This is a genomic window from Anaerolineae bacterium, assembly GCA_016931895.1.
GTDB lineage: Bacteria > Chloroflexota > Anaerolineae > 4572-78 > J111 > JAFGNV01.
Map to the genome: position 1 here is coordinate 1 of JAFGDY010000232.1, position 11,668 is coordinate 11,668.

The 11,668-nt window shown below is 53.7% G+C and carries 11 protein-coding genes; 4 read left to right on the forward strand and 7 right to left on the reverse strand.

The window, feature by feature from the left end:
- Positions 1-58 precede the first annotated feature (58 nt).
- The 7 genes from JW953_17180 to JW953_17210 all read right to left on the reverse strand — a co-directional run bounded on the left by JW953_17180 (position 59) and on the right by JW953_17210 (position 8,222).
- On the reverse strand, positions 59-1,384 hold the full coding sequence (locus JW953_17180) for an aminotransferase class I/II-fold pyridoxal phosphate-dependent enzyme (GenBank protein MBN1994434.1): 1,326 nt from the start codon (positions 1,382-1,384) through the stop codon (positions 59-61).
- A gap of 187 nt (positions 1,385-1,571) precedes the next feature.
- The gene (locus tag JW953_17185) at positions 1,572-2,369 is read right to left on the reverse strand and encodes an ABC transporter ATP-binding protein (protein ID MBN1994435.1); all 798 of its coding nucleotides are present in this window, start codon (positions 2,367-2,369) and stop codon (positions 1,572-1,574) included.
- A gap of 3 nt (positions 2,370-2,372) precedes the next feature.
- Complete coding sequence (locus tag JW953_17190) at positions 2,373-3,170, reverse strand: ABC transporter ATP-binding protein (GenBank protein ID MBN1994436.1); 798 nt, start codon at positions 3,168-3,170, stop codon at positions 2,373-2,375.
- Positions 3,167-4,468 (reverse strand): branched-chain amino acid ABC transporter permease, encoded by a 1,302-nt coding sequence (locus JW953_17195; protein MBN1994437.1) that lies wholly within the window; start codon positions 4,466-4,468, stop codon positions 3,167-3,169. The genes JW953_17190 and JW953_17195 overlap by 4 nt, the downstream gene beginning before the upstream one ends.
- The gene (locus tag JW953_17200; protein ID MBN1994438.1) at positions 4,465-5,682 is read right to left on the reverse strand and encodes a branched-chain amino acid ABC transporter permease; all 1,218 of its coding nucleotides are present in this window, start codon (positions 5,680-5,682) and stop codon (positions 4,465-4,467) included. The genes JW953_17195 and JW953_17200 overlap by 4 nt, the downstream gene beginning before the upstream one ends.
- Before the next feature lie 99 nt (positions 5,683-5,781).
- The gene (locus JW953_17205; GenBank protein ID MBN1994439.1) at positions 5,782-7,254 is read right to left on the reverse strand and encodes an ABC transporter substrate-binding protein; all 1,473 of its coding nucleotides are present in this window, start codon (positions 7,252-7,254) and stop codon (positions 5,782-5,784) included.
- 179 nt (positions 7,255-7,433) lie between these two features.
- Entirely contained in the window at positions 7,434-8,222 is a 789-nt protein-coding gene (locus tag JW953_17210) for an IclR family transcriptional regulator (GenBank protein ID MBN1994440.1), read from the reverse strand.
- 251 nt (positions 8,223-8,473) lie between these two features.
- On the opposite strand from JW953_17210, the gene JW953_17215 reads away from it, so the two are divergent.
- From JW953_17215 to JW953_17230, 4 genes are all read left to right on the forward strand, one after another.
- A complete protein-coding gene (locus JW953_17215; GenBank protein ID MBN1994441.1) occupies positions 8,474-9,232 on the forward strand; it encodes an SDR family oxidoreductase in 759 nt (252 codons plus the stop codon).
- Between the two features lie 198 nt (positions 9,233-9,430).
- Positions 9,431-9,973, forward strand: coding sequence for a hypothetical protein (locus tag JW953_17220; protein ID MBN1994442.1), 543 nt, complete (start codon positions 9,431-9,433; stop codon positions 9,971-9,973).
- A 152-nt stretch (positions 9,974-10,125) separates the two neighbouring features.
- Positions 10,126-10,347, forward strand: a complete 222-nt coding sequence (locus JW953_17225) for a hypothetical protein (protein MBN1994443.1) — start codon at positions 10,126-10,128, stop codon at positions 10,345-10,347.
- A gap of 312 nt (positions 10,348-10,659) precedes the next feature.
- Positions 10,660-11,668: trypsin-like peptidase domain-containing protein (locus JW953_17230; protein ID MBN1994444.1), on the forward strand; the 1,009-nt coding region annotated here is incomplete at its 3' end.

Sequence of the window (11,668 nt, forward strand, 5' to 3'; positions counted from 1 at the left end):
CGGCCAAATTGGAGATTTCTCTTCGCTTCGCTCATCGAAATGACATGAACTGCGTAACTCATACTTTATTCAAATCATTAATAAAATCGGCAAAACGTCCGGCTATTTTGTGCATACGGGGGTGATAGTCTTCAATAAAACGTTCAGGATCGGGGTCTTTTTTGAATGTTTTAAGTAATTTTTCGGCTTTTTTATCGGTGCCGGCATCCGCATAGCTGGAAGAAAGGCGCAAACATAAATTTTCGGGCGTGCAATTGAAGGCTGTGCCGGGCAGGGTGGCCAGTTCGTAATTTTCCAGCAGGTAGAGGGCCAACTGGTCACTGGTTTCCACGCCTCGCCGGGCCAGCGGCTCTTTCCATTTGGCAAACGAGGGAAATACGTAAAACGCGCCGGTTGGCTGCACGCACGGCACGTCCAGTTCAATCATTATATCGTACAGATAGCGAGTGCGCAGGCCGTGCACGCGGGCGCATAACTCGATGTATTCTTCTATTTCAGGATCGCCGCTGTAGGCGACCAGGGCGGCGTATTGCACCGGCGCGGTAACGCAAGACCAAATGCTGCTGGCGATATTTTGGATGGCCTGGCGCAGGGCTTTGCCGGCGCGTCCCGGTGGCAGAATAGCCAGGCCAAAGCGCCAGCCGCCCAGGGAGAGATGTTTGCTCAAACCGCCCAGCACAATACTACCCTCGGGATAGTATTGGGCAATGGAAGCGTGGGGAATATCGCCGTGCGTGATGAGGGCGTAAATTTCATCGCTGATCACCATCAAGCCCTGGTCGCGGGCAAAATCGGCCAAATATTCTATGGTTGCCGGCGGCATCATGGCGCCGGTGGGATTGTTGGGGCTATTGATGACCAGCACCTCTGGATTGCCCCAATTTTGCTGAGACTCGGCAATTTTTTGTTCCAGCACCTCAATTTCTATATTGTAGTTGTTCTCGGGAAGGGTGGGAATCCAGGTGACAGGTTTGCCAAGCAGGTGGGCCTGGGGCGCGTAGCTAACCCATGAGGGCTGCGGCAGAATGATCTCTTCGCCCAGGGCCAACATCAAGGCATAGAGCAACGACTTGCTGCCGGGACCAACCACCACCCGGTCGCGTGATACGGGTATCTGGAATTTTTCTTGGTAGTAGTCGGCAATCGTTTCCCGTAATTCTCGCAGGCCCAAAGCCGGCAGATAGCTGCGCTGCTGCACGTTGTTCTGAAAAGCCTCGGCGATTTTGGGGTGAACCGGGAAACGAGACTCGCCAAACCCCAGGTGATACACTTCGCGGCCTTCGTCCCACATCTGGCGGACCTGTTCATTAATAAACAGCGTGGCCGAAACTTTGAGTCCGCGTAGGCCGGCTCGGGAGAAGCGCAGGGGTTTAAATCGTTCCATCAGTAGCCTCCATCAGGTGACAATTGGGTGGATCAAGTTAAAACGTGAAGTATAGCACAGAATGTCGGGAAGCAAAAAAAATCCCATAAAAAAAGGGCGCGTCCCAAAATTTTGGCCATAGGGACAGGACAATGTCCTGTCCCTATAGTCTAGAAATTGAGACAGACCCCTCTATGGACTACCTTATTCAAGCCCAAAACGCTTTTTTCAGGTCTTGGGGATCGGTGAATTGGTCTACCGGCCCTTCGTACTTGTTGCGGCCCAATTCCAACACGTAAACGTAATCGGCAATTTTGAGGGCCTGGCGGATTTCTTGGTCAACTAAAAGCATGGTGATGCCGGATTCCTTCAGGTTTACCAGATGTTCATAAACTTCTTCTGAGAGCAGTTTGGCCAGGCCGGCCGTTGGTTCGTCAACCAGCATCACTTTGGGATCGGTCATGAGGGTGCGGCCCACTTCTACCATGCGCTGCTGCCCGCCGGAGAGGTTGCCGGCCAGCGACTTGCGGCGTTCTTTGAGGGCCGGGAAACGTTGGTACACCTCGTCTATTTTACGCTTGATGCGGGCTTTATCGCCCCTGAAGGTGTACGCGCCCATTTCCAGGTTTTCTTCAATGCTCATCCAGCGGAAGATGCCGGGATGCTGGGGAATGTAGGCCAGGCCGCGGCCAATCAGCTTGTGAGTGGGCGTGCCCACCACGTTTTTCCTTTCCAGCATTACTTGGCCCCGATTGGGTTTGAGAAAGCCGTAAATGGCCTTTAGCAAGGTTGATTTACCCACGCCATTAGCGCCCAAAATAGCGGTGATTTTGGCGCGTTGGGCTTTAATATTAACGCCCTGCAAAATGTTCAGGTCTTCATAATAGCCCACGGACAGGTCCTGGATATCCAAAATGATGGAGGCCGGGTCAACGGCGCCATTATCCCTGGCGGCGCGGCCGGCCGGGCCTGTTGCAGAAACCGGGGTTGCGGTGGCATTGGCCATTGGTTACACCTCTCCTTCCTCTTCTGCTCTTTCTTCCACCATCTGATGGACATCAACCACTTCTTCTTCTTCACCCAGGTAGGCTTCGATTACGGCCGGGTCGTGGCGGACCACTTCCGGGTCGCCATCGGCAATGAGTTGGCCATAGTTGAGCACCCACAAACGTTTGCTCAAGGTGAAGATGGTGTCCATATCGTGACTGATAATGATGAAGGCTTTGCCCTGGGCGTTGATGGTGGTGATATATTCGTAGATTTTTTCCATCAGTTTGGGATGCACTCCGGCAAACGGCTCGTCCAGGATGATGATCGAGGGGTCCAGCATCAGCAGGCGGGCTAACTCCAGTAATTTCTGCTGGCCGCCGGAAAGACTACGGGCATAATCGTAGGCCAGGTGTTCAAAGGTGAGAAACTCCAGCACCTCCCAGGCCTTTTTTTCAACCTCTTTGCGGCGGGCGGTAGTGTGCAGAGCCATTCCCGGCACCAGCATATTTTCCAAAACCGTCATACGGCGGAAGGCGCGGGTCACCTGAAAGGTACGGCCCACTCCCAAGCGAGCGATCTGGTAGGGTTTTTGGGCGTCAATCCGTTTGCCGTTAAAATAAATGGTGCCGCTGGATGGGTTCAACGCGCCGTCAATAAGATTGGTCAGGGTGGTTTTACCCGCGCCGTTGGGGCCAATCAGGCCGATGAGTTCCGGCCCGTTGATTTCACAGGAGACATTGTAGACTGCCTGTAAGCCGCCAAAATTTTTGGATAGGTTACGCACGCGCAGGTGAATTTCTCTGGTTTGTTGATTCATGAGCTTGCCTCCGCTTTGGCCATTTCGCCGGCTGCCTCACGTTTGGCCACCGTCGCCCGGATATCGCCAGTGCGGAAGAAATACTGCATCAGGGGATACAATAATCCGTTTTGATAAAACCGCAGGGTGAACATCAACACCAGGCCAAAAAAGACCAGCCGCCAGGCGCTCATATCTACAGTGCCGGAGGGCAGTGCGCCGGTCAGGTCGTAATAGGTGTAGGAGATGAGGGTGGTGACCGGCTCGGCGGTGAAGTAGGCCGTCAGTAAAGAGAGGATAAATGAAACCAGCCCTACCGCGGCGTTGAGCGTACCTTTGAGCGGGCCAATATATTTTCGGGCCAGGTAACGCGCCAATTGGAAAATGACAATTGTTAAAACAAGGGTCATGAGGACAGCGGTAATTGTAGTCAAAGGGAAGTCAGAGCGGAGGTATTCCAACGCCCAAAAAACAACAATGCCGCCGATGGCCGAAGCCGTCAGGCTCTCGATGCCGCCCAGCACCGACATGGTAATGACAATACTCATCCACAAGATGATGATGTCGTTAGGCGCAATCACGGTTACATAATGGGCCCGCGTGGCTCCGGCCAGCCCGGCCACCATACTGGTGACCACAAACACCAGCACTTTATACCGCACCACGTCCACGCCCAGGGCGGCGGCGGCTTCTTCATCTTCGCGGATGGCTTTAAGAAAAAGGCCAAAACGAGAGGCGGCCAGCCAGGACATCAGGGCCAGGGTGATAAGCATCAGGGCAAACATTACGTAATAGGGCGGGATAACGCTGACCTTGCTAAAGTAATACCGGCCCAGTTCCAGGCCGTTGGGAAAAAGAGGCTCCAGCGGCAGCCCGTTTGGCCCTTCGGTGTAATCCTTTTCGGCGCTCAAGATCAAACGGAGGATTTCGGCAAAGGCGATAGTGAACAGGGCCAGGTAAGTTTTTCTCAGGCGCAATACCAGCATGCCAATCACCAGGCCAAAAAGTCCAGCCATTAAAGTGCCGGCAATAATGCCGGTCAACGCATGGGTAGCCAGGTAACGCCCTAACAGCCCGGTGGTATAGGCCCCGATGCCGGCAAAGGCCATGTGGGCAAAGGAGAATTGGCCGCCGTAGCCCATCAACAAGGACCAACTTGAGGCCAGCATGGCGTAAAAAAAGCCGATAATGAGAATGTGCAGAGTGTAATCATTGATCAGGCCAACCGGCAGAAAAGGAAAAATATCGTAAGCCAGCGGCGCCAGGGCCAGAATGACAATGAGGGCCAAACCAATTCCATAAGCGATGTATCTTCTCATAGCTCCCTCCCAAACAGCCCGGTGGGTTTGAGCAGCAACACAATGGCAAAAATGATCATGCCAAACACTTGTTGATAGGCCAGCGCGCGACTCACATCGGGGAAACAGCCCACGCCCAATGACTCAACTACGCCGATAATCAGACCGCCCACCATTGCGCCGGGCAGCGACCCCATCCCCCCCAACACGATCACCACAAAGGAACGAGCCGAGGCCAGCGGCGCAATATTGGGCACCCAGGCCAACACCTGCACCAGCGCCGCGCCGGACAATCCAGCCAACATTGCGCCCAGACCAAAGGCCAACGTGTTCATGGTTAGCGGATTGATGCCCACCACTGCCGCCGCCTGTTTATCTTGACTCACCGCCCGGAGGGCTTTGCCCAGCCAGGTGTAATTGAGGAACCAGAGTAAGATGGCCAGCACAATCAGGCCGATTCCGGCGGCAATAACCCGTGAGGGCGGCAGCGAAACGGGGCCAAGCGTAATTGTGCCCAGGTTAAAGAAGGGGTCCAGCTTGCGGGGATTGGCTCCCAGTGTGGCCAGCACGGTATACTCCAGAAAAAAGGCCAGACCGAAGGTTAATAAAATCGCATATTCGCCAGGGCGCTCGACCTTGCCCAAATGCATAGGGCGGAGCAGCGCCAGTTCAAAAATGGCGCCAATAACAAACGTCACCAGGCCGGCCAGAACAATGCCGATGATGGGATTTAGACCAACCCCCATGGTCTGGTTGATGGCAAAAAAGGCCATGTATCCGCCAATCATATAAAACTGGCCGTGGGCAAAACTGACAATGCCCAAAATCGAAAAAATCAGGGTCAGGCCAATGGCGATAATGCCATAAAGAATACCGATCAAGACGCCGTTACTCACCTGGCTGACGATGTAAGTGCCATCGGTGACGCACAGGTTAGTGGGATTATAAACGGCAAAAGCCCAGTATAACAGCGCCAGAGTGGTGACAGAGGGAATTGCAATCCAGGGCCATCTGAGTTCCGGGGTTTTTAGCCAGAGATAGGCCAGTAAAATTGGGCCGGTGCCTGCCCCGGCAATGGCCCCGTACAACAGGGCGTTTGAAGCATCCAGGTCTTTACGGCGGTAAATACGGGGAGTGACTACACCGCCGATAATGCCCCAGAGAATTACCCAGAGAAAAATCAACAGCGCGGCGCCGGGATTGAACGCTTGTTGCAGTAGTGGACTTGCCTCCATAAAAGAGAATCCTCTCTTTTGCAGAATTTTGGTGTTCAGTAAAATCCATCAGGGACGGGCAGCCCCGGTTAAGCGGAGCTGCCCAACTTGAACTTATGGTCAGGGCCGGATTAAATCCCCGGTTTTGTAAGCGTCGGGAAAAACTACCTGTACATCCGAAGCTTTCTGATCCTTTTCGGTGAATTGAACCATGGTGATGGCCGGGTCCGGGAATTGATGCCACCACTTGGGATCCTTACCGGCCGCGTCCGGCGGATTGGCCGCGTTTACCGGGAAGGTGATGGTGCCCAACGCGCCCTTGTAAGTGATGTTTTCCAGGGCGTTGATGATAGCCTGCGGGTCGGCGGAGCCGGCCTCGTTGATGGCCTGGGCCATAATCTTCAGCGAGTCGTACGCCTCCATGGCAAAGGACTCCGGCGCTTCTTTGCCGGTTGCTTCTTTATACTTGGCGGCAAAGGCGGTGGTTTCGTCGGTCCACAACTGCTGCGGCAGGCCAATGCGGCGCCAGAGACAGAGGTTGCCGTCGGGCACGGCGGCCCAGTAGGCGTCGCTGTCGGCGGCGGCCTGGTTGCAGATCATCACCAGGTTTTGGGGGCCAATTCCCGCTTCAGCCGCTTGCTGCTGGAAGTTGAACGAGGTTTCGCCCGTAAGCAGCACCCAGATGGCATCGGGCGCGCGGCCGGCTTTAATGCGCTCAATCACGGCGGCAAAGTCGAGCGTGCCAATATCGGCAAAGAAGGTGTCCGACTCGATGCCCCGCGAGGCCAATTGCTCGGCAGTTTGTTCAGCCGCCGGAATACCATAGCCGGTGTTTTCAGTCATGATAACCACGTATTTGGCATCAATGGATTGCAGGAAGTTGGCGTCAACCGCAGCCACTTCTGACGACAAGGGGGCAATGCGGAAAACTTCTGGGTATTGCACCGAGGTAATGGTGTCGTTCCAGGTTTCGGCAAAAACGGTGGGCACGCCATATTCATGGGCCACTTCTTTGGCCGTCAAACCAACGGCGCTGTGATATTCGCCTACCACGCCCACAACCCCTTCCTGGTTGATCAGGCGGCGCATGGCCGAAGTGCCGCGTTCGGCCAAACCTTCGGTGTCAACAAATACCAGTTCCACCTGCTGCCCCAGAACGCCGCCGGCGGCGTTGATCTCTGCCAGGGCAATTTCCATGGCTGCCTTCATAGCCGTGCCGCCGCTGACAGAGCCGGGGGCAGACAACGGCGCTAAGGCCCCAATTTTAATGGTACCGGCGCCCACACTTTGGGTGCTGCCGCCAAAATAAGCTTCGGCTTCCTCTTGAGTGGGGATGTAAATTTTCCAGCCAACTTCAATAACGTCGGAACTGGTGATTTTGGCGTAACTTTCATCCTCACTGTTTTTTTGGTTGGTGTAGTAGGTAATGGCCGGATAGGCCAGAACATCACCCAGGAACTTATCTGCCAGTTTGCTCAGCCAATCATCGGCCTGAACCACGTAGTCTTGTCCCTGGGATAAGGGCGCAGCAACGGAAGCAGCCGGCACGGCCAGGATGAACATTACCATGAGTAGGATCAAATATTTTTTCATAGTTATTCTCCTTATCTTTATTATCCTTAGATTTGGGTAGAAATTGAAATTTACTTAAACAAACCTCCTTTCATTAGGGATAAGGTACCGATATAAACCGTAAAACAAAGGCGGGGTGAGGCCTTACGCCTGAAACATTACGTTTGTGGGCCATAGCCAAACGTTTCGGATTACCCGGCCTATTTTGCTCTATAACCTAATGCCTCCGAGATTTTCCGCCCTGTAGCCATAACTTTAGGGCCAAATTCATCAACCAATTTTTGGTAAGACACGCGATGGACCGGGGCCGAAATATTAACCGCCGCCACTACCTGTCCATCATGCTGGCGAATGGGCGCGGACACGTCGCGCAGCTCCGGGATCATTTCGCCGTCGCTATCAGAAAAGCCGCGTTCCCGGATGAGGGCCAGGTTTTCTTTTAAAGCTTCCGGGGCAAGCAAGGTGTGTTCGGTGTAGCGTTCCCAGGTGGAAGCGGCCAAGATGGTTTCCAGTTGTTCCGGGGGTAAAAAGGCCAACATTGCTTTGCCGGTAGAAGTGCAATAAGCCGGCAAGCGCGAACCGACCGGGCGGTAAACGTTGACCAGGTGTTTGCTGCCCACCCGGTCAATAATAATCACCTCATGATTATCTAAAACGGCCATGTTGACCGTTTCCTGGACCTCGTCAACCAATTGGCGCAGAAACGGCGCGGCCACTTGCCTGACTTCCAAGCTGTTGAGCACCACAAAACCTAAGCGCAATACTTCCAGGCCGGGGCGATATAATTTTGTTTGTTGGTCGCGTTCCAGGTACCCCAGGGCTTCCAGGGTGGAGAGCAAACGCAGGGTAGTGGTTTTATTGAGTTGCAGGCGATGAGACACATCGGTCAGGCTGAGCGCCGGCTTCTCTTCGGAAAATTCCGAGAGTACCGCCAGGCCTCGCGCCAGACTTTCGATGTGATAGCTTGGGTGTAATGAAGATGCCTGCATTGCCCTTCCAATTGGCTCTATTCGGATTTCACTCAAGGAAAATGAGTTTCTAGGGGTGAAACACATTATAGCGCAACAGCAGGATATGTCAAATAGCCAGAAATCTTTTCAGCTTCATTTAAGCTTAAAATGATAAATTGACCTGCAACCTTTTATGGCCTTTAGGGTTTTATTTTCCTGTTGATATAGAGGCGACCTAAAAGAGGAGGTTTATTTTGCCAAACGGAACTATCAGTTATGCCAATTGGGCTTTGATTTTGGGGGCGTCCAGCGGCTTTGGCGCGGCGACGGCCCGGGTGCTGGCCCACCGGGGAATGAACATTGTGGGCATTCATTTAGATTCCAAAGCCACGCTGCCCAATGCCCAGGCGGTACAGGCCGAGGTGGAAGACGCCGGGCGGCAGGCTATTTTTATTAATATGAACGCAGCCAGCCAGGAAAAACGGGCCAAAGCTATTGAGCGCATGCTGGAAGCAAATGTTAAGGTAAAGGTGATGCTACACTCACTGGCGTTTGGTTCGCTCAAACCGATGGTGGGCGCAACCCGCGAAGAAAGCCTGGACCAGAAGAATATTGAAATGACCCTGGACGTGATGGCCAACAGCCTGGTATACTGGGTGCAGGATTTGGCCTGGGCCAATCTTTTTGCCGACGACGCCCGCATTTTTTCAATGACCAGTGAGGGCAACGAGCGGGTGATGCTCAGTTATGGCGCGGTGAGCGCGGCCAAGGTAGCTCTGCAAAGTTATACGCGCCAGTTAGCGGTAGAACTGGCTCCCCGCAATATTAAGATCAATTGCATTCAGGCCGGCGTCACCGATACCCCGGCCCTGCGGGCCATCCCCGGCAATGAAGAGTGGGTTGAACTCTCGCGGCGGCGCAATCCTTTTAATCGTTTGACCACGCCGGACGATGTGGCCCACGCCATTTACGAGATTTCCCGTCCCGGCGCGTGCTGGATGACGGGCAACGTGATTCGCGTGGACGGCGGCGAGTTTATTGTGCCCTAAACGGGCTTAAAACGAACCAAACACAAAACACCCCATCAGAAGAGAGGGGTGTTTTTTTGTTTCAAGGGGAACAGAACGACGCGCACAGCGGAACAACAGTAATGAGGTTGTGATTTTTTAGAAAACGATTATGATTCTTGGAGATGGGGCAGGCATTGGGCCAGCCCCAGATCTAAACATAGACAAGGAGAAAAAACAATGAATCAAATTCGGTTGTTGGTATGGCTTGGCGGTTTGGCAGCGGCGGTATTGTTTCTGCCGGGATGCGGCGCAGACCAAAGTGCCCCGCCGGGCGGAAACACGTTTGCCGATCCCTTTGCTTATTGCGCGGCGGTGGGCACAATTGATGCGCCTGATACGGGTTATACCGGCCCGGAGGTGCCCGAAGCGGTGATCAACAGGCTACGGGAAAAACTGGATATGGCCGATGACGCCCCGGCAGAGTGGCTTAGTGAAGGCACCGCCTGGCGTTGTATGGACGGCCAGGTGTGGGCCTGTTTTGTGGGGGCCAATTTGCCATGCACGGCCAAAGCAAACACCAGCCGCACCCCCACCGCCGAAATGACGGATTTTTGCCGGGAGAATCCCAATGCCGACGTTGTTCCGGCGGCAGTTACGGGCCGCGAGACTGTGTACGAATGGCGCTGTAAGGACGGCGCGCCCGAAGTTGTGAAACAACTGGTTGAACCGGATGCGCAGGGGTTTTTATCAAATATCTGGTACGAGATTCAGCCTGAGTAATTGGGCCGGGTTGAATTAATAATGTAATCAGGGCAATCTACTCCCAAATTCACCGCAGAGGCACAGAGAACGCAGAATTTTTTCTCCGCGATCTCTGCGCCTCGGCGGTGAGACAATATTTATCCCCAAACTGAATTGCTCCCAATTGTTTGTTGATTATTGAGCAATGGCCAGACGTTAAACGCTTCGTCACGTTCCTAAAAGCTCGCCGGCAGGAGCGAGGGGCCGAATTTCGTTTTGCCGTGGTGGCCTCGCAGCCGGCCACTTACGGCATTTCCCACCTGTACCAGGCGTTGGTCAGCGACCTGCCGGAAGAGGTGCGGGTATTTCGGAGTATGGCCGAAGCCCGGCAATGGTTGGCGAACAAAGAGTGAGCGGGCGGAATCAGCCTGCCACTCGAATAGCCCCGGCCTCAAAATTTCCCCTCATTTGGTGGTTACTGCTCAGACATTTTTGAATTAATTTTGTAATCCATCCTCCCAAAATTTTTCCCCCAACAAAAACAATAAATTAACGGCTTTAAGCTAAATTTAAGTTTATTTTGAGCTTTACTTAAAGGCACACCAGGCGAATACGTGATATGATAAATTCAAAAATCCGGCCTGAAGAAGAGAGAACATAATCTCATCCAGATGTCTCAGCCAGGCACATTTTACAAAAACTTAGAAAAAGGATTAGAGGTAACCATGAAAAAACAAATTATTTTACCGCTTGTATTGTTCTTACTGCTCCTGCCGGGATTGGCAGGCTGCGGTGCGATGACTGCGCCATTTGAGGCGATGTTGCCCAATCAAACGATATTACCGGCCGAGGCAACGCCGCCGGTTTCAGATACACCGGCCACTACCGCGCCGGCTCTCTCCCAAAATGAGGCTTTAGCCGCAATTGAAGGTTCGTTAGAGAATATTTACACCCAGGTCAATCCTGCGGTCGTCAGCATTCAAGTGACCCAAAAAGAAGAAGCTCCGGCGATGCCGCAGTTTCCCGGTTTTCCCTTTTTCTTTGGGCCACAAACGCCTCAGTCACAAGCCCCCCAGGAGTTCTATCGCCATGGGGCCGGTTCCGGCTTTGTGTGGGATAAACAAGGGCATATTGTCACCAATAATCACGTGATTGACGGGGCCGATAAAATCACTGTCACTTTTGCCGACGAGACCATAGCTTCTGCCAAAGTAGTTGGCACAGATCCCGACAGCGACCTGGCCGTGCTCAAGGTTGACCTGCCGGCCGCGCAGTTACAGCCGGTAGAAATGGGCGACTCTACACAGGTTAAAGTGGGGCAGTTGGCGGTGGCCATTGGCAACCCCTTTGGCCTGGAAAACACTATGACCGTTGGTTTTGTCAGCGCCCTGGAACGCTTGTTGCCGGTTAGCGCCGGTGCGGAAGGCGCGCTGCTCAATCAAGGGCCACGTTTTACCATCCCCGAAATCATCCAGACCGACGCGCCGATCAATCCCGGCAATTCCGGCGGTGTTTTGGTCAACGACCGGGGACAGGTTATTGGGGTGACGGCGGCCATTGAGTCGCCGGTCCGGGCCTCGGTTGGGGTTGGCTTTGCTATTCCCTCGGCCATTGTGCAAAAGGTGGTGCCGGCTTTGATCAAAGACGGTCATTACCGGCACTCCTGGTTGGGGTTGAGTGGCATCAGCCTGAACCCGGAATTGGCCCAGGCAATGAACCTGAAAGCCGATCAGC

Bases quoted from the DNA above. Each gene is read 5' to 3' on its own strand.
- JW953_17210 (MBN1994440.1), bottom strand. From the start codon at position 8,222: ATGCAGGCATCTTCATTACACCCAAGCTATCACATCGAAAGTCTGGCG.
- JW953_17200 (MBN1994438.1), bottom strand. From the start codon at position 5,682: ATGGAGGCAAGTCCACTACTGCAACAAGCGTTCAATCCCGGCGCCGCG.
- JW953_17220 (MBN1994442.1), top strand. From the start codon at position 9,431: ATGAATCAAATTCGGTTGTTGGTATGGCTTGGCGGTTTGGCAGCGGCG.
- JW953_17185 (MBN1994435.1), bottom strand. From the start codon at position 2,369: ATGGCCAATGCCACCGCAACCCCGGTTTCTGCAACAGGCCCGGCCGGC.
- JW953_17195 (MBN1994437.1), bottom strand. From the start codon at position 4,468: ATGAGAAGATACATCGCTTATGGAATTGGTTTGGCCCTCATTGTCATT.
- JW953_17180 (MBN1994434.1), bottom strand. From the start codon at position 1,384: ATGGAACGATTTAAACCCCTGCGCTTCTCCCGAGCCGGCCTACGCGGA.
- JW953_17190 (MBN1994436.1), bottom strand. From the start codon at position 3,170: ATGAATCAACAAACCAGAGAAATTCACCTGCGCGTGCGTAACCTATCC.
- JW953_17205 (MBN1994439.1), bottom strand. From the start codon at position 7,254: ATGAAAAAATATTTGATCCTACTCATGGTAATGTTCATCCTGGCCGTG.